At 68.9% G+C, this 17135-nt stretch carries 17 protein-coding genes; 14 read left to right on the plus strand and 3 right to left on the minus strand.

The window, feature by feature from the left end; all coding sequences use genetic code 11:
* Nucleotides 1-86: 86 nt before the first annotated feature.
* Genes BHE97_RS10790 through BHE97_RS10800 form a run of 3 tightly spaced genes read left to right on the plus strand, consistent with a single transcriptional unit; the run spans nt 87 to nt 2876 of the window.
* Nucleotides 87-1094, plus strand: a complete 1008-nt coding sequence (locus BHE97_RS10790) for an iron chelate uptake ABC transporter family permease subunit (RefSeq protein ID WP_087624048.1) — start codon at nt 87-89, stop codon at nt 1092-1094.
* The gene (locus tag BHE97_RS10795; protein WP_087624049.1) at nt 1087-2124 is read left to right on the plus strand and encodes an iron chelate uptake ABC transporter family permease subunit; all 1038 of its coding nucleotides are present in this window, start codon (nt 1087-1089) and stop codon (nt 2122-2124) included. The genes BHE97_RS10790 and BHE97_RS10795 overlap by 8 nt, the downstream gene beginning before the upstream one ends.
* Nucleotides 2121-2876, plus strand: a complete 756-nt coding sequence (locus BHE97_RS10800; protein WP_087624050.1) for an ATP-binding cassette domain-containing protein — start codon at nt 2121-2123, stop codon at nt 2874-2876. The genes BHE97_RS10795 and BHE97_RS10800 overlap by 4 nt, the downstream gene beginning before the upstream one ends.
* 6 nt (nt 2877-2882) lie before the next feature.
* Here the strand turns inward: BHE97_RS10800 and BHE97_RS10805 are convergent, their stop codons facing one another.
* The gene (locus BHE97_RS10805; protein WP_087624051.1) at nt 2883-3674 is read right to left on the minus strand and encodes an HAD family hydrolase; all 792 of its coding nucleotides are present in this window, start codon (nt 3672-3674) and stop codon (nt 2883-2885) included.
* A 101-nt stretch (nt 3675-3775) separates the two neighbouring features.
* Here BHE97_RS10805 and ssd point away from each other — a divergent pair, with 101 nt between their 5' ends.
* From ssd to BHE97_RS10845, 8 genes are all read left to right on the plus strand, one after another.
* Complete coding sequence (gene ssd, locus BHE97_RS10810; RefSeq protein ID WP_087624052.1) at nt 3776-4813, plus strand: septum site-determining protein Ssd; 1038 nt, start codon at nt 3776-3778, stop codon at nt 4811-4813.
* Complete coding sequence (locus BHE97_RS10815) at nt 4813-5949, plus strand: TadA family conjugal transfer-associated ATPase (protein WP_087624132.1); 1137 nt, start codon at nt 4813-4815, stop codon at nt 5947-5949. The genes ssd and BHE97_RS10815 overlap by 1 nt, the downstream gene beginning before the upstream one ends.
* On the plus strand, nt 5946-6731 hold the full coding sequence (locus BHE97_RS10820) for a type II secretion system F family protein (protein ID WP_087624053.1): 786 nt from the start codon (nt 5946-5948) through the stop codon (nt 6729-6731). Before BHE97_RS10815 ends, BHE97_RS10820 begins: the two co-directional genes overlap by 4 nt.
* Nucleotides 6728-7417, plus strand: coding sequence for a type II secretion system F family protein (locus BHE97_RS10825; protein ID WP_140400095.1), 690 nt, complete (start codon nt 6728-6730; stop codon nt 7415-7417). The genes BHE97_RS10820 and BHE97_RS10825 overlap by 4 nt, the downstream gene beginning before the upstream one ends.
* Before the next feature lie 122 nt (nt 7418-7539).
* Nucleotides 7540-7716 (plus strand): DUF4244 domain-containing protein, encoded by a 177-nt coding sequence (locus tag BHE97_RS10830; RefSeq protein WP_087624055.1) that lies wholly within the window; start codon nt 7540-7542, stop codon nt 7714-7716.
* A gap of 51 nt (nt 7717-7767) precedes the next feature.
* On the plus strand, nt 7768-8007 hold the full coding sequence (locus BHE97_RS10835) for a DUF4244 domain-containing protein (protein ID WP_087624056.1): 240 nt from the start codon (nt 7768-7770) through the stop codon (nt 8005-8007).
* Nucleotides 8004-8339 (plus strand): TadE family type IV pilus minor pilin, encoded by a 336-nt coding sequence (locus tag BHE97_RS10840; RefSeq protein ID WP_140400097.1) that lies wholly within the window; start codon nt 8004-8006, stop codon nt 8337-8339. Before BHE97_RS10835 ends, BHE97_RS10840 begins: the two co-directional genes overlap by 4 nt.
* Entirely contained in the window at nt 8336-8689 is a 354-nt protein-coding gene (locus tag BHE97_RS10845) for an Rv3654c family TadE-like protein (RefSeq protein ID WP_087624058.1), read from the plus strand. The genes BHE97_RS10840 and BHE97_RS10845 overlap by 4 nt, the downstream gene beginning before the upstream one ends.
* Here the strand turns inward: BHE97_RS10845 and BHE97_RS10850 are convergent.
* Complete coding sequence (locus BHE97_RS10850) at nt 8670-10991, minus strand: DEAD/DEAH box helicase (RefSeq protein ID WP_236757646.1); 2322 nt, start codon at nt 10989-10991, stop codon at nt 8670-8672. The genes BHE97_RS10845 and BHE97_RS10850 overlap by 20 nt on opposite strands.
* A 131-nt stretch (nt 10992-11122) precedes the next feature.
* Here BHE97_RS10850 and BHE97_RS10855 point away from each other — a divergent pair, with 131 nt between their 5' ends.
* Both BHE97_RS10855 and BHE97_RS10860 read left to right on the plus strand, forming a co-directional pair.
* The gene (locus tag BHE97_RS10855; RefSeq protein WP_087624060.1) at nt 11123-11467 is read left to right on the plus strand and encodes an STAS domain-containing protein; all 345 of its coding nucleotides are present in this window, start codon (nt 11123-11125) and stop codon (nt 11465-11467) included.
* Nucleotides 11464-12948 carry a methyltransferase gene (locus BHE97_RS10860; protein ID WP_236757647.1) on the plus strand — a complete coding sequence of 495 codons (1485 nt, stop codon included), beginning with the start codon at nt 11464-11466 and terminating at the stop codon, nt 12946-12948. Before BHE97_RS10855 ends, BHE97_RS10860 begins: the two co-directional genes overlap by 4 nt.
* A 111-nt stretch (nt 12949-13059) precedes the next feature.
* On the opposite strand, the gene BHE97_RS10865 is transcribed toward BHE97_RS10860, so the two are convergent.
* Nucleotides 13060-14244: an MFS transporter gene (locus tag BHE97_RS10865; protein ID WP_087624061.1), complete on the minus strand. Its 1185-nt coding sequence runs from the start codon at nt 14242-14244 to the stop codon at nt 13060-13062.
* A 132-nt stretch (nt 14245-14376) separates the two neighbouring features.
* On the opposite strand from BHE97_RS10865, the gene topA reads away from it, so the two are divergent.
* Entirely contained in the window at nt 14377-17076 is a 2700-nt protein-coding gene (gene topA / locus BHE97_RS10870) for a type I DNA topoisomerase (RefSeq protein ID WP_087624062.1), read from the plus strand.
* The last annotated feature ends 59 nt before the right edge of the window (nt 17077-17135 follow it).

Below are 17135 nucleotides of genomic sequence, written 5' to 3' on the forward strand. Positions count from 1 at the left end.
GCTGACATCGTGCATCGTGGAAGCGAAGTGGCGGTGGGACCGGCCGGCCGGTCCCACCGCCACTTCGCCCGTCCTGAGGAGGAACGATGAGCGGGGCTGAGACCTCATCGCGGTTCGCCGCCGACCCGCCGCCGATCCGGTCCAAAGGCAAGCTCTTCGACTGGAAGCTGCTGGTCGGCATCGTCATCGTGGGCCTGTTGCTGGTGCTGTCGCTGTTCACCGGCGTCTACGACATCTTCGGTGCCGAGGACGGCGGGGAGATGTTCGCGATCACCCGCATCCCGAGGACGATCGCCCTCGTGCTGGCGGGCGCGGCCATGGCGATGTCGGGCCTCGTGATGCAGCTCCTGACCCAGAACCGGTTCGTCGAGCCGACGACAACGGGCACGACGGAATGGGCCGGACTCGGGTTGCTCGCGGTCATGATCCTCATCCCGGGAGCCAGCATCACCGCCCGGATGATCGGCGCCGTCATCGCGGCGTTCATCGGCACGATGGTGTTCTTCGCGTTCCTCCGACGGGTGTCGCTGCGCTCCTCGCTCATCGTGCCGATCGTCGGCATCATGCTGGGCGCGGTGGTCAGCTCGATCTCCACATTCGTGGCGCTGGAGACCGACATGCTCCAGAGCCTCGGCGTGTGGTTCGCGGGCAGCTTCACCTCGGTGCTCCGCGGCCAGTACGAGATGCTGTGGATCGTGGCCTTCGTGGCGGCCGCGGTCTTCGTGGTCGCCGATCGATTCACCGTCGCCGGCCTCGGCGAGGAGATCTCGACGAATATCGGTGTCGACTATCAGCGCATGGTGCTGCTCGGCACCACGCTCATCGCCGTCGCGACCGGTGTCGTGACGGTGGTCGTCGGCAACCTGCCCTTCCTCGGCCTCATCGTCCCCAATGTGGTCTCGATGATCCGTGGTGACGACTTGCGCAGCAACCTGCCCTGGGTGTGCCTGCTCGGGATCGGCATCGTCACGGTGTGCGATCTCATCGGCAGGACCATCATCATGCCCTTCGAAGTGCCGGTCTCGTTGATCCTCGGGATCGTCGGCTCGGTCGTGTTCGTGGCCCTCTTGCTGAGGCAGCGACGCCGTGGCTGAGACCCTCGCCGCCCCCGCCCCGGTCGGCCAACGCACCTCGCGATCCCTCGGCACCTCGCGGTCACGACGCCGCTACTGGATCATCCTGTCGATCCTCCTCGTGCTCGCGGTCGGATTCGCTTTCGGACTGCTCGCCTGGGACAACCCCATGCCCTTCAGCACCTCCGGCTTCTGGCGGATCGCCGAGCTGCGAGCGGCCAATCTCGTGGTCATGGTGATCGTGGCGATCTGCCAGGCGACCGCCACGGTGAGCTTCCAGACCGTCGCCAACAACCGCATCGTCACTCCGTCGATCATGGGATTCGAGTCGCTCTATGTGGCCGTCCAGACCTCGGCCGTGTACTTTCTCGGCGCCGCGGGAGTCATCGCCTTGCAGGGGCTGCCCCAGTTCCTCCTGCAGATAGCGCTGATGGTCGCCTTCGCGCTGGTGCTCTACGGATGGCTGCTGTCCGGCCGGTACGCCAATCTCCAGATCATGTTGCTGATCGGCATCATCATCGGCGGGGGGCTGGGTTCCGTCGCCACCTTCATGCAGCGCCTGCTCACACCCAGCGAATTCGACGTGCTGGCGGCACGGCTGTTCGGCAATATCTCCAATGCGCACACCGAGTACCTGCCGGTCGCGATCCCGCTGTGCATCGTCCCGGCGGTGCTGCTGTGGCTCAATGCCCGGAGACTGAATATCGTCTCGCTGGGCCGCGAGTCGAGTATCGGCCTGGGCCTCAACCACCGCGCCGAGCTGATGAAGGTGCTGTTCCTGGTCTCGATCCTGATGGCGGTCTCCACCGCCCTCGTGGGACCGATGACCTTCCTCGGTTTCCTCGTGGCGACGCTGGCCTATCAGTTCGCGGACAGCTACGACCACCGTCTGGTCTTCCCGGTCGCGGCGCTCACCTGTTTCGTCGTGCTGAGCGGCGCCTACTTCGTCATGCGCAACATCTTCTACGCCCACGGCGTGGTGTCGATCGTCATCGAGCTGGTCGGAGGAGCGGTGTTCCTGTTCGTCATCCTCAGAAAGGGCCGACTGTGATCTCTCTGTCCGAGGTCCTCAAGGAGTACAGCAGCGAGGTCGCGATCGGACCGGTCGACCTGGAGATCCCCCGTGGGGGCATCACCGCCCTCGTGGGTCCCAATGGCGCCGGCAAATCGACCCTGCTGACCATGATCGGCCGGCTCCTGGGTCTCGATGCCGGCACGATCGAGATCGCCGGCTACGACGTCGCCAGCACGCCATCGAAGGATCTCGCCAAGATCGTGTCGATCCTGCGCCAGGAGAATCACTTCATCACGCGGCTCACGGTGCGCCAGCTCGTCGCCTTCGGCCGGTTCCCGTACTCCAAGGGGCGCCTGACGGTCGCGGACGAGAAGATCGTCAGCGAGGCGATCGACTTCCTGGGCCTCGGGGTCCTGGAGAACCGGTACCTCGACCAGCTGTCCGGTGGCCAGCGACAGCGGGCCTATGTCGCGATGGTGCTCTCGCAGGACACCGAGTACGTGCTGCTCGACGAGCCGCTCAACAATCTCGACATGCGCCATTCGGTGCAGATGATGCAGCACCTGCACCGGGCTGCCGAGGAGCTGGGGCGCACGATCGTCATCGTGCTGCACGACATCAACTTCGCGGGCCACTACGCTGACCGGATCTGCGCGATGAAGGAGGGCCGGGTCGTCGAATTCGGCACGCCCGCGGAGATCTTGACCGATGATGTCCTCACCCGTGTCTTCGACACGCCCGTGCGAGTGATCGACGGGCCGAACGGCCCCCTCGCGGTCTACTACTGAGTGCGCTCAGCCGGTGAGCCGTCGTCTCACGAGGGAGGCGACGGCCGCACCCGCCAGTGACACTCCGGCGGCCACCCCGAAGGCGGCGACGGCCTTGCCCGCCGGAGAACTCAGCCGTCCGCGCAGTGCGACGGGCCGGGCGAAGATCAAGATGGGCCATCCCTCGGTCTCCGCCCGTTCGCGCAGGACCTTGTCGGGATTGACGGCGAAGGGATGGCCGACGACCCGCAGCATCGGGATGTCGGTCTCGGAGTCCGAATAGGCGTAGCAGTCGGCCAGGTCGTAGCCCTCGGCCTCGGCGAGCTCCTCGATGAGCTCGGCCTTGCCATCACCGTAGGCGTAGTGGAGGATCTCGCCGGTGTAGCGACCGTCCTCGACGACGAGATCGGTGGCGATGACGCGGTCGACGCCCAGCATCGCCCCGATCGGCTCGACGACCTCACGACCCGATGCCGAGACGATGACGACATCGCGCCCGGCAGCGTGATGCTCGACGATGAGGTCCACCGCCTCGGCATACACGATCGGCTCGATGATCTCGTGCAGAGTCTCGGCCACGACCTGGCGCACGGTCTCGACGTCCCAGCCGCGGACCATCTCGGTGAGATAGCCGCGCATCGCCTCCATCTGCTCGTGGTCGGCACCATTGGCAGCGAAGACGAACTGCGCGTAGGCGCTGCGCAGCACCGCGCGCCGGCTGAGCAGACCCTCAGCGAACAGTGGACGGCTGAACGCGAGCGTGCTCGACCGGGCGATGATCGTCTTGTCCAGATCGAAGAAGGCAGCGGTGCGGCCCATGCCCCCAGAGTACGGGGTGTGATTCAGTCGCGGGTCGGAGTTGTCCACAGCCCATCGCGACGGACCTTGCCGATGTCGGCGGTCGCGGTGACCCTGAGGCCATGTCAACGATCGGGGTCATCAGCCAGAACATGTCGCTCATCGAGCGGGGCCGTCGTTGGGGTGCGGCCGTCGGCGCGGAGGTGGTCGACGCGGCCGAGACCGCCGCGATCCGCCGGGTGTGGCGGACGGCCGGGGCGATCGTGGTCGGAGGAGACGAGCTCGCGTCGCTGGCCGCAGCCGGCCTGACACGACGCGACCACGTGCTCGTCGTCGAGGAGACCCCCGCCGAGCGGCTGTGGCGCGATGCGGTCACGGTGGGGGCGGTGGGGGTGTTCGCTCCGCAGGACGATGACGCCGTCACCGGGGCGCTCACCGCCGCGCTCGATGGTCGCGGCGCGGCGTGCGTCCTCAGCGTCATCGGGCTCACCGGCGGCATCGGCGCCTCCACCCTCGCCCTCGGGTGTGCCCAGCTCGCCGGGCGCAGGGGAGTACGGGCCCTGGCGGTCGATGCCGATGCGGAGGGCCCGGGGTTGCACGTCACGGCCGGCACCGAGAACGCGCCCGGACTGCGGTGGCGCGATATCGCCCGGGCCGACGGCCATGTCGCGGCGCGGGCGCTCGCGGGAGCTTTCCCGATGGCCGCGGGTTCCGCGGTGCTCTCCTTCGATCCCGAGGATCACTCTCCGGCCACCTCGGGGCCCGTGCTCTCCGCGGTCGAGCGCGGTTTCGATGCCGTGATCGCCGATGTGCCACGCCACGCGGCCTCCACCGAGCTGGGGTCCGACATCATCGCCCGCTCGGTGGCCCTCGTGCTGCTCGTCCCCGAGAACGTGACCGGAGTCAGCGCCGCGCGCCGTTCGGTGGTCCGCTGGCAGGAGCTCAATGACCGGTGCCTGGTGGTCTCGTGTGCCGTGCGCGCTGGGCTCGGGCCCGGTGACGTCGAGCGGTCCCTCGGGCTTCCGGTGCTCGCGCGACTGCGTCGTGATCGCCGGTTGGCGGAGGACGTCGAGGCAGGGCGTGGGCCGGCCCGGTCGCGGATGCTGCGGCGGGTGGCGGGTCGTGTGCTCGACGCGGTGGGGATCGAGGACGCGTCATGATGCCTGATCCGCAGCTGGTCGAGACGGTTCGGCGCAGGTTGGCCGTGACGGGAGAGGAGGCCACGCCGAAGACGGTGGCGGCGGCGGTCGCGGCCGGCCACGGGGTGGTGGGCACGCAGCAGCTCCTCGCAGTGGTCGACCTGCTGCGCGCCGAGGCGCTCGGGGCCGGCCCCCTCGAACCGCTGTTGACGCTCGATGGCGTCACCGATGTGCTGGTGAACGGCGCTGACGAGGTGTATCTCGATCGCGGGCGCGGACTCGAACGTCAGCGGATCGGCTTCCCCGACGATGCGGCGGTGCGTCGCCTCGCGCAACGTCTGGCCGCGCACGCCGGGCGCCGTCTCGATGAAGCGAGTCCGTGGGTGGACGCGCGGCTCCCGGACGGCACGCGCGTCCACGCGGTGTTGGCGCCGCTCGCACGCCCCGGCACCGTCATCTCGCTGCGAATCCCCGCTCGTCGTTCGTTCTCCCTGGCTGAGCTCGTGCGCACGGGCGCGATCGACGACGACGGAGCCGCCCTGTTGCGGGCACTGATCGCCGCTCGGGCGGCTTTCGTGGTCACCGGTGGCACGGGTTCGGGCAAGACCACGGTGCTCGCGGCGCTGCTGGGTGAGGTCCCGGCGGACGAACGTCTCGTGGTGGTCGAGGACGCCAGCGAGCTGCGTCCGGACCATCCGCACGTGGTGGGGCTGGAGGCGAGGCCGCCCAATGTCGAGGGCGCGGGTGCGGTGTCCGTGCGCGACCTCGTGCGGCAGGCGCTGCGGATGCGACCCGACCGCCTCGTGGTGGGTGAGGTACGCGGTGGCGAGGTGGTCGATCTGCTCGCGGCGCTCAACACGGGTCATGAGGGTGGCTGCGGCACTGTGCACGCCAATGCGCCGGCGGTCGTCCCGGCTCGGTTCGAGGTCCTGGGTGTGGCCGCCGGCCTGGCGCGCGAGGCCGTGCACAGTCAGCTCGCGGCGGGATTGGATGCCGTCATCCACGTCGGGCGCACCGCCGGTCGCCGCCATATCGCCGAGATCGCGGGAGTGACCCGTTCGCCGCAGGGTCTCGTCGAGGTCCTGACGGCGTGGTGTGCTCGGCGTGGCCGAGTGTCCACGGGGGCAGACCTGCTCGATCGGGTCTTCGACCGATGACCACCGCGGCCCTCGTCAGCGCCCTCTGCGCCGCCGGCGCCGTCTGGTGCCGGTTCTCGGCGTTGCGGACCCGGGTGCGCCGGCCAGAGCCACCGCGCCTCGGGATCCTGGGAATGCTGGCGGGTGCTCCAGTCGCCCTGCTGGTGGCGATGGTCATGACACCCGCACTGACTCTCATCGGTCTTGGATGCGTCGCGGTCATCGTCACGGCCGCGCTGCGCTGGCGCAGGAGCCGGCAGCGGGCTCGTCGACAGGAGCGAGCCGCGCAGGTGACCGAACTGATCCTCGTGCTGGCCGCGTCTCTGCGTGCCGGGCTCCCGGCTCCCGCGGCTCTGGGACATGCGGCCGAGGACGAACCGGTCGTCCGCTCGGCGGCGAGGGCCGCGGAGCGCGCGGCCGATGTGTCGCGGGCCTTGCGCGGGGCACACCGTGGTCCCGGGGACGACGGCCTCGAGAGGCTGGCCATCGCCTGGCAGGTGGCCGACCGCACCGGCGCCCCCTTAGCCGCGGTACTCGACCGGCTGAGCGAGGTGGAGCGCCAGGAGCGCGATCTCCGCCGGGAGGTCGCCGCGGGCGTCGCTCCCGCGCGGGCGACGGCTGCGCTGATGGCCCTGCTGCCGGCCTTCGGCTTGCTGATCGGCTCGGGATTCGGGGGAGATCCCATGTGGATGGTGATCACGGCACATCCGATCGTGGCCCTCTCGGTCGCCGTCGGCGCGGGCTTGGCCTGCGTGGGCGTGCTGTGGATCGACCGGATCGCCGATGGGGCGGAGGCGGCGTGATCGCGGCAGTCTGCGCGGCGCTGGCGGTGTGGTGCGGCGTCCCCCGACGCCCCCGCCATCGGGTGGGGATGCGTCAGACACGCGAGGCGTCGCGGAGGCGTCCCGAATATCTGTCGTGGGTGATCTGCCCGTTGCTCGGACTCGTGGTCGCCGGTCTGCTCGGCGCCGTGTGCGGCGTGATCGCGGCACCGCTGGCGGCCCGCTGGATCGCCCGCCTCGAACCCTCGGCTCGTCGGCGCGAGCGGTTGCGGGTGGCCGAGCAGCTGCCTTTGGCCGTCGAGCTGCTGGTCGCCGCCATGGACGCGGGAGTGCCGCTGCGTCGAGCGCTTGAATCGGTGGCGGCGGCCGTGTCCGAGCCGCTGCGCGCTCAACTCACCGATGTCACCCGCCGGCTTGCCATCGCCGGGGACGACACAGCGGTCTGGGCTGAGCACCTTCGGGGCCCGCTGGCACCGCTCGCCCGCTCCTTGATGCGCGCGGAGCGACACGGTGTCCCCGCGGGCTCAGTGCTGGAGGACAGCGCTCGTGAGCTGCGCCGCGAACGGCAGGCCGAACGTCGTGACGCCGCCCGGCGCGTGGCAGTGCGTACGGCCGCGCCATTGGGCGCGTGCTTCCTGCCGGCCTTCTTCCTGGTCGGGATCGTGCCGATGCTCGCGGGAGCGCTGTCGTCGATCTCCTGGTGGTGAGGGTTATCCCCAGGCGGGCAGCTGCCGGGCGTCGTCCCCAGATCGGTCATGGGCCAACCCGTCTCCCCCCTCGCGGGTCATCTTCCGGTGTCAGTTCGTCCACGAGACATCGGAGGTTGATCATGTTCCGTCTACGTCGCCGCGCCCAGGAGCGCGGCATGTCCACCGCTGAGTACACCGTCGGCACACTCGGTGCCTGCACCATCGGCGGGGTTTTGGTCAAGGTCGGCCAGAGCGAGTGGTTCGGTGATCTCGTCACCGGACTGCTCGACAAGATCCCGAGCCTTCTCCCGTTCTGACCGACGTGGACCGGCGGCGCTCCTCGCGCCGCCGGTCAGGAAGGAGTGACCATGCAGCAAAGAGGCACGCGGCAGCGGCGTGAGTGCGGCATGTCCACGGCGGAGTACACGGTCGGCACCCTGGGAGCGGTATCGATCGCGGGCCTGTTGGTGTCAAGCAATCCGATCGGCGATTTCATCAGCACGGTGTTCCGCGAGGCGGTCCGGATCGTCGTCTCCGGGGAGGTCGAGGATGTGCTCACCCTGCCCCGTCTGATCATGCGAGCCGTCGGGGACGTCCTGCCGTGGTGAGCCGCGAGCGGGGCATGGTGACGGCGGAGACGATGATGATCGCGCCGTTCGTCATCGCGATCGCAGTCGCCGGGATCTGGTTGGTCTCTCTGGGAGTCACGCACGCCCGGGCGACCGATGCCGCGCGCGAGGCCGCCCGGTCGCTCGCGCGTGGCGATCCCGAGGAGGTCGCGGAGCGACACGCGACGGATGCGGCCGCTCGCGGTTCCCGGATCGAGATCAGTCGGCAGCGTGACGCAGTGGAGGTCACGGTGTCCAGCCCGGCGCGGCTTCCCCTGTTCGGCGGTGTCGGCACGACCGTGTCGGGACGAGCGGTGGCGAGCCTGGAATGAGAACCGAGTCCGGAAGCGCCACCGTGTGGGCGGCCTTCATCGTCACCGGGATCGTGATCGCCGCCGTCATCGGCTGGCAGATCGCTCAGTTGGTCGGGCTGCGGCATCAGGCAGGCGCCGGTGCTGATCTCGCGGCTTTGGCGGCCAGTCGGGCGAGTCTCGCCGGCACGTCCCCTTGTGATCGTGCCGAGCAGGTCGCTCGCGCCAACGGCACGATCCTCGTCCAGTGCCGCATGGACGCCGACGTGGCCACCGTGACCGCACGAGCGGAGAGTCCGCGCTGGTGGGGCGGGCAGTGGGCCGTCGAGCAGCGAGCTCGCGCGGCCCCCATCAGCTATCTGCCGCCGTGACCTCTCCGTCGAGCTCGCCGAGGAGCAGGCCGAGCAGGCGGACGGCACCGGTCTTGTCGAGGGGATGATTGCCATTGCCGCACTTCGGGGACACCACGCAGGAGGGGCACCCATCGCGGCATTCACATGCCGCGATGGCATCGCGCGTCATTGTGAGCCACTCCTCGGCGGCGGCATAGCCCCGCTCGGCGAATCCGGCCCCGCCGGCGTGGCCGTCGTAGACGAAGACCGTCAGCGCGCCGGTCTGCGGATGCAGCGCCGTGGACAGTCCGCCGAGATCCCAGCGGTCGCAGGTCGCCACGAGCGGCAGCAGGCCGATAGCCGCGTGCTCAGCCGCGTGAGCGGCGCCCGCAATCTGTTCGGGCTCCAGGACCTCGGTCACGGCCGACTCGTTCAGGGTCCACCAGACCGCGGTGGTGGCGAGCCGTCGTTCCGGCAGCTCGAGGGGGTTCTCGCCGATCACCCGTCCGCTTTGCCGGTCGCGGATGGTGTAGGACGTCACCTGATGGGTCACCTCGACATCGCCGACGTTGAGGGTGGCGGCGTCCGCGCGTCGCGCATCACGGGGCTGCACGATCGTGACCGTCGTCGCGGTCCGTGCGGAGGTCGAGTACGGCACATCACCGCGTCGCACCACCGCGATGCCGTGGTCGATGTCGTACTCCTCGACGGTGAACATCTCCTGCTGGTGGATGTAGACCGCCCCCTCGTGGACCTCGCCGTCGGCGGAGGCCACGTCGACCGTTCCCACGAGACGGCCGGTCTCCGCGTCGACGATCTGCACCGGGGAACCGCCCGAGGATCGCAGATCCGCCAGGTCACTGGCGCGATCGCGAGAGGTCCAGTACCACCCGTTCGCGCGCCGTCGCAGCAGCCCGGCCGCCTCCAGCGCGGCCACGCCCTCTTCGGCGCGCGCACCGAAGATCGGCAGGTCCTCGGGGGTCAGGGCGATCTCCTGCGCCGCGGCGGCGAGGTGCGGTCCGAGCACGTACGGATTGTCCGGGTCGAAGACGGTCGCCTCCACCGGAGCGCCGAGTACGGCCTCGGGATGGTGCACCAGGTAGGTGTCGATGGGTTCGTCGCGGGCGATGAGCACCTGCAGGCTGCGATCGTCCACCCCACCGCGTCCGGCCCGGCCGAACTGCTGGAGCAGGCCCGCGCGGGTCCCCGGGAAGCCGACAGTGACCACCGCGTCGAGTCCGGCGATGTCGATCCCCATCTCCAGGGCATTGGTGCTCGTGAGTGCAAGCAGCTCGCCCGATCGCAGCCGATCCTCTAGTTCGCGCCGCTCCTCGGGCAGGTAGCCGCCACGATAGGTGGCGATTCTCTCGCGGAGCTCTGGGGCGACCTCGCCGAGTCGATCGCGGGCGATCGAGGTCAACTGCTCGGCCCCGCGTCGTGATCGCACGAAGCACAGGGTCCGGGTCTCCTCGACCGCCAGGTCGGTCACCAGCTCGGCGGCTTCGGTGGTGGCCGACCGGCGTGCCGGAGCATCATCGCGTCCGGGCAGCAGTGGGGGCTCCCAGAACACGGTGGTGCGAGGACCTTGGGGAGAGGCGTCGTCGACCACGGCTTCGAGGTCGAGGCCGATGAGTCGGCTGGCCGAGATCGCCGGATCGGCGACCGTCGCCGAGGAGGCGATGAACTGCGGCGACGCTCCGTAGTGGTCGCAGACACGTCGCAGACGGCGCAGCACCTGGGCCACATGGGCGCCGAACACGCCCCGGTAGTGGTGGCATTCGTCGATCACCACGTACCGGAGACCGGACCAGAATCGCGACCATCGCTCATGTCCGGGCAGGAGTGTGTGATGCACGGTGTCGGGATTGGTCAGCACATAGGTCGCATGGTCGCGGGCCCAGACGCGCTCCTCGCGGGAGTTGTCGCCGTCGACGGTCGCCGCTCGCAGGCCCTCTGCGTCGTGGGGAAGACGGCGCCATTGGTCGGCCGCGAGGGCCTTGGTGGGTGCCAGGTACAGCACGGTGGGGCGTTTGCCGCCGTCGAGGGCGCTGCCGGAGCGACCCTTGGACAGGCACTGCAGCGCAGGAGCCATGAATACCAGGGATTTCCCGGAAGCCGTGCCGGTCGATACCACGACATGACGCCCTCGTTCGAGATGGTGCAATGCCTCAGCCTGATGTGCCCAGAGGTCCACTGCTCCCTCGGCGGCGAAGCGCTCGCGCACCGAGGAGTCGATCCACTCCGGCCACGGCTCGACCACCGCAGCGCGAGCGGGGTCGTCGACACGGTGCAGGATGCGGTCGGCATGCCGCTGCAGAATCGACGGCGCCAGGGTCTCCACGTCATCGAGTCTGACGCATCGCGGGTGAGCGGCGTAGCCTCCCTGCGCACCCAGGCGAGTATCGACCCAGGTGCGGCGGTCGATGCCACGTGGTTGAATAGCCATCGATTCCGCGTCAGAGAAGGGATGACATGGAGCTCACGCTCACCGAACGCCCCGCCCCGCCCCACCACATCATCGCGGTGGAGGGTGAGATTGACGTCTACACGGCCCCCAAGTTCCGGGAGGCTGTGGTCGCTGCCATCGACGCGGGCCATACACGTCTGGTCGTCGACATCGAGAATGTCGCGTTCCTGGATTCGACCGGCCTCGGCGTCCTCGTCGGAGCTCTCAAGCGGGTCCGTGCCGAGGACGGCTCGCTGGACATCATCTGCACGAGCGATCGTCTGCTGCGGATCTTCAGCATCACCGGCTTGGACAAGGTGTTCGGACTGCACGAGTCCTACGAGGCACTCGCCCAAGCCGACTCCGCGTGACCTTCGCCGGCGACGAGCTCACTGGGGCGCAGGTCGCTGCGCTGCGTGAGCGCCTCGACGGGTTCACGGTGGATGCCGTCCATGCCGTGCTCGGCGACGACGCCTGGTATGCCCTCGCTCGCGGTGAGACGACACCTGGCAGGTTGGCGACCACGTCTGGGGATCGACTCTCCACCCTGATCCGGCTCTTCCAGTTGCAGGCCGTCGTCGACCGCTCGGCGGCGGAGGCCGTCTTCGGTGAGTTGCTCGGCGCGATCGCATCGGCAGGTGTGGTCGTCTGCTCGGGAGACGAGGTGCGAGCCGCTGTCGATATCCGGCCCTATGGCGATGAGGGGCACGACTGGTGGGTCGTCTGCGATCTCACGCCGGGCCTCGACGGACGCCTTGCGCCGATGGATCCGGCGTATGTGCTGGGCATCAGCGAGGCCTCCTCGTCGTTGGCGCAGCTGACGAGTCGTCGCGAGGTCGGCCGGGCGCTGGATCTCGGGACCGGCTGCGGGGTCCAGTCCCTGCATTTGGCGACGCGCTCCGCGCGAGTGGTGGCCACGGATGTCAATCCGCGGGCGCTCGCGATGGCACGGCTCACCGCTCGACTGAACGAGGTCGATATCGATGTTCGGGAGGGCAGCCTCTTCGAACCGGTCGCCGGGGAGCGATTCGATCTGATCGCGACCAATCCGCCCTTCGTCGTCTCACCTCCCGATGGCGAAAGGTTGGTGTACCGCGAGACCGAGTTCCCGGGTGACGATGTCGTCCGCCGGGTCGTTCAGGGGGCGAACGGCCATCTCCGCGAGGACGGCTGGTGCCATATCCTCGCGGCCTGGATCCACACGGACGACGAGCCGTGGCAGGAGCGGTTGGCCCGGTGGATCGAGCCGACCGGCCTCGATGCCTGGGTCGTGCAGCGTGAGCGAGCCGACCTGGCGACCTATGCGGAGATGTGGCTCGCGGACGGAGGTCACAAGGGAGCGCCCGACTATCCGAAGCGGTACGAGCGCTGGCTGCGCTGGTTCGCCGAGCAGCGGATCGATGCGATGGGTTTCGGCTGGATCTCGTTGCGGAGGGCCGAACGGGAGGTCCCAGCAGTCCGGATCGAGGAATGGACGGGGGAGGTCGGCCAGCCGATGGGTGCCGCCGCGCTCGCCTGGGCCGGCCGCACGGATGCCTTGGAACGCAGCGACGACATCCTGGACACCGCCTGGCAGCTCGCTCCGGATGCCACGCAGATCACCTACGGCGGGGTCGGGGCGGAGGACCCGGCCGCCATCACGGTCCGGTTGGAACACGGGCCGCGGCGCTCCGCGCGGCTGGACACCATCGAGACCGGACTGTTGAGCGCCAGCGACGGCGAGCTGACCGCCGGACAGATCCTCGATGCCCTCGCCACCCTGCTCGGCCAGGATCGCGCCGAGCTGCGCGCCACCTATGCGCCGGTGGTCCGCGAGCTCATCGCCGACGGCTTCCTCCACCCCGCCGGCTGACCTTGGCCCTCCCTTCGAAGGCGGTGAATAGGCGTCCATTCTCGCTCCCCGGCCGGTGAGTAGGCGTCCATTCGTGCGACGAGACGGACGCTTAACCACCGGACAGCGCGGTCAGTCGAGGGAACGGACGACGTCCTGACTGCCGAGCCGTTGGCCCACCAGGGCGATGACGGCGATGAGCGCCGCCAGACCGCCGCCGACGGCGAAACCGCCCAGCGCCCCGTAGTGATCGATGCACCAGCCCACGACCGGGCCCGCCGTCGCCCCGCCGATCGTGAAGGCCGTACCCTGCCAGCCCATCGCCACACCGCGTCGGCGCTCGTCGACCAGATGGGTGATCCACTCGGTCGCGGCTGCCAGCGAGGGAGCGCACATCAGACCTGCCGGCAGTGACGCGAGAGCGAGCAGCCAGACCGAGTCAGTGAGACCGATCGGCATCGTCAGCAGTCCCATCGCGAGCAGGAGATAGGTGGGCCGGATGGACCGGCTCTGCGCGCCGTACAGCAGACCGCCGACCAGCGAGGCCGCACCCCAGACGGCGTAGACCACTCCGACGAGCCCCACGGCATCGAACTCGCGCAGCGCCGCGATGATGCCGAGATCGGTCGCCATGAGCGCGAGCATCGTGCCCGCCGAGATGGCGAAGAGATAGCCGACCGTCGGCGTGAACCAGGGGCCCGGGACCGGTGTGGGGCCGTCGTCGACGGCCTGGAGCCGCGTGCGGGTGGGTGGATCCAAGACGAAGAAGATGAGGCCCGCCACGAGGGTCGAGCCGCCGACGACCAGGAGCGCCATGAGCGGACTGGCCTGGACCACCAGCACGCCACCCACGGCCGGACCGATGATGAAGGCCGCCTCGGCCACCACGCTGTCGGCCGCGAACGCGGTGCGACGCTGCGTGATCGGCGTGAGGATGCCCAGCGCGAGCCGGGTGATCGTCTGCACCGGGATGAGGAAGACCCCGGCCAGGAAGGCCAGCGGCAGCAACCCCCAGAAGCCGACGAAGGGCACCAGTGGATAGAGGACGAACACCGCGACCAGCGAGGGGATCAGCGCGCGCCGCACGCCGAAGCGATCGATCAGCTTGCCCCGCCAGGGCGAGCCGATGGCCGCCCCCACCGTCTCGACTGCGGCCACGATCCCGGCCTGGGCGTAGGTGCCGCCGAGCCCCTCGACGATGTAGAGGGTGAGGACGAGGGGCAGCGCCAGCATCGGGATGCGGGCGAAGAAGGAGGCGACGAAGAGGACGCCCACGTGGGGGATCCTCAGCAGCTCGCGATAGACCCCCAGGCTCACGGACCGATCCTGCCATGTGGCGCCGACAGTCCGGAGTCGAGGCGTAGGCTGCGCGGGGACGGTTGACGCGGCACGCTACGGTGTGCTGCGTCCCCCTCTATTATCCGCGTGGGATCAGGCAGGAAGTGGCTCGTGACCAAACTCGTCATCGTTGAGTCGCCGAACAAGGTACGCAGCATCCAGGCTTACCTCGGCGACGACTACGTCGTGGACTCCTCGGTGGGCCACATCCGCGACCTCCCGCGCGGCGCCGATCAGGTGCCCGAGAAGTACAAGGGAAAGTCATGGGCGCGGCTCGGTGTCGACATCGACAATGGCTTCGAGCCGGTCTATGTCGTGTCCGCGGACAAGAAGTCGCAGATCACCAAGCTCAAGAAGCTGCTCAAGGAGGCCGACGAACTCGTCCTCGCGACCGATGAGGACCGCGAGGGAGAGGCCATCGCCTGGCACCTGCTCGATGAGTTGAAGCCCAAGGTGCCGGTCAAGCGCATCGTCTTCAATGAGATCACCAAGGAGGCGATCCAGCGCGCGATCGCCCAGCCCCGCGATGTCGACATGGACCTCGTCGATGCCCAGGAGACCCGTCGCATCCTCGATCGTCTCTACGGCTACGAGGTCAGCCCCGTGCTGTGGAAGAAGGTCATGAGCGGCCTGTCGGCCGGACGCGTGCAGTCGGTGGCGACCCGGCTCGTGGTCGAGCGCGAACGTGAGCGGATGGCCTTCGTCCCGGCGTCCTACTGGGACCTGGAGGCCACCTTCGACGCCGGCGAGGGGCATGACCCGCGTCGCTTCGGTGCCAAGATCGCCTCGGTCGACGGCAAGCGGGTCGCCAGCGGATCGAATTTCGGCCCGGACGGCAAGCTCAAGGGCAAGGCCGACGTGGTGCACCTCGATGAGGCAGCCGCGGGCGCTCTGGCGACGGCGCTGGAGGGCCGCGAGTTCGCGGTCCGCTCGGTCGAGTCCAAGCCCTACACGCGTCGTCCCTACGCCCCGTTCCGCACCACCACCCTCCAGCAGGAGGCGTCGCGCAAGTTCGGCTTCGGTGCTCAGCGCACGATGTCGGTGGCGCAGCGTCTGTACGAGGGGGGCTACATCACCTATATGCGCACCGACTCGGTCACGCTCTCGCAGACGGCGATCAAGGCCGCTCGCGCCCAGGTCAAGGAGCTCTACGGGGACTCCTATCTCCCGGAGAAGCCACGCGTGTACACCGGCAAGGTCAAGAACGCGCAGGAGGCGCACGAGGCGATCCGTCCGGCGGGAGAGTCCTTCCGCACGCCCAAGCAGACCGGCCTGTCCGGCGACGAGTTCCGGCTCTACGAGCTGATCTGGAAGCGCACGGTCGCCTCCCAAATGCGCGACGCTCAAGGGGATCAAGTCACGATTCGCGTCGGCGCCCAGGCCAGTAGCGGAGAAGACGTCGTCTTCCATGCCTCGGGCCGCACCATCACCTTCTACGGCTTTCTGAAGGCCTATGTGGAGTCCAGCGAGGACCCCGATGCCGCCGACGACGACCAGCAGACCAAGCTGCCGGTGCTCTCCGAGGGCGACCAGGTGACCGCGGTCGACCTGGAGGCCGCGGGTCACCAGACCAAGCCGCCGGCTCGGTACACCGAGGCGAGTCTCATCAAGGAGCTGGAGGACCGCGAGATCGGTCGTCCGTCGACCTACGCATCGATCGTCAACACGATCCAGAACCGCGGCTATGTCTACAAGAAGGGCACGGCGCTCGTGCCCGCGTGGATCGCGTTCAGCGTGGTGCGGCTGATGGAACGGCACTTCGGCCGGCTGATCTCCTATGACTTCACCGCCGAACTCGAGGACGTGCTCGACGAGGTCTCCCACGGCCGTGAGGACCGGGTCGCGGTGCTGGAGTCCTTCTGGGCCGGCGAGGACGAGGGCAGCACCGGCCTGAAGCGACTCGTCGAGAGCCTGCCGGACATCGATGCGCGCGAGATCGCGACCTTCGACATCGGTGAGGGGATCCACCTGCGGGTCGGTCGCTACGGGCCGTATCTGGAAGGCCCCGAGAAGACGACCGGCAAGGACGGCACCGAGCAGCCGGTGCGCGCCAATGTGCCCGAGGACCTCCCGCCCGATGAGCTGACTTTGGAGAAGGCGCGCGAACTGCTGGCCAATCCTGCGGGTGCCGAGCGCGAACTCGGCGAGCATCCCGAGACGGGTCTGATGATCACCGCCAAGAACGGTCGCTTCGGTCCCTATGTGACCGAGCAGCTGCCCGACGACGCTCCGAAGGGCGCCAAGCCGCGCACGGCGAGCCTCTTCGCCTCGATGGACCTCGACACCATCACCCTCGAGGACGCGGTGAAGCTGCTGACGCTGCCGCGGGTCGTGGGCACCGACGAGGACGGCACGGAGATCACGGCACAGAACGGCCGCTATGGTCCGTACCTGAAGAAGGGCACGGACTCGCGTTCGCTGGAGTCCGAGGAGCAGCTCTTCACGCTCACCGAGGAGCAGGCCCGCGCGATCTACGCGCAGCCGAAGAGCTACGGCCGGCGGGCGGCGAAGCCTCCGCTCAAGGAGCTCGGTGAGGATCCCACGAGTGGCAGGCCGATCGTGGCCAAGGACGGCCGTTTCGGCACCTACGTGACCGATGGCGAGTACAACGCGACGCTGCGCAAGGACGACGACATCGAGTCGTTGACCCACGAACGCGCGGTCGAGCTGCTCGCCGAGCGTCGGGCCAAGGGACCGGCCAAGAAGGGTGCGAAGAAGACCGCCAAGAAGTCGACCGCCAAGAAGTCCGCGGCGAAGAAGAGCGCGGCGAAGAAGTCCACCGCGAGGAAGTCCACGGCCAAGAAGTCTTGAGTGGTCCTGCCGTCCGGCCGGCGGCGGTACGTCGTCAACCCTTCCGGTGGGTGGCGGTA

Origin of the sequence: Aeromicrobium sp. PE09-221, from assembly GCF_002174305.1 — a bacterium.
Taxonomy (GTDB): domain Bacteria; phylum Actinomycetota; class Actinomycetes; order Propionibacteriales; family Nocardioidaceae; genus Aeromicrobium.

Coding starts and splice junctions, on each gene's coding strand:
- BHE97_RS10790 (WP_087624048.1), top strand. CDS start 87: ATGAGCGGGGCTGAGACCTCATCGCGGTTCGCCGCCGACCCGCCGCCG.
- BHE97_RS10805 (WP_087624051.1), bottom strand. CDS start 3,674: ATGGGCCGCACCGCTGCCTTCTTCGATCTGGACAAGACGATCATCGCC.
- ssd (WP_087624052.1), top strand. CDS start 3,776: ATGTCAACGATCGGGGTCATCAGCCAGAACATGTCGCTCATCGAGCGG.
- BHE97_RS10815 (WP_087624132.1), top strand. CDS start 4,813: ATGCCTGATCCGCAGCTGGTCGAGACGGTTCGGCGCAGGTTGGCCGTG.
- BHE97_RS10820 (WP_087624053.1), top strand. CDS start 5,946: ATGACCACCGCGGCCCTCGTCAGCGCCCTCTGCGCCGCCGGCGCCGTC.
- BHE97_RS10830 (WP_087624055.1), top strand. CDS start 7,540: ATGTTCCGTCTACGTCGCCGCGCCCAGGAGCGCGGCATGTCCACCGCT.
- BHE97_RS10835 (WP_087624056.1), top strand. CDS start 7,768: ATGCAGCAAAGAGGCACGCGGCAGCGGCGTGAGTGCGGCATGTCCACG.
- BHE97_RS10845 (WP_087624058.1), top strand. CDS start 8,336: ATGAGAACCGAGTCCGGAAGCGCCACCGTGTGGGCGGCCTTCATCGTC.
- BHE97_RS10855 (WP_087624060.1), top strand. CDS start 11,123: ATGGAGCTCACGCTCACCGAACGCCCCGCCCCGCCCCACCACATCATC.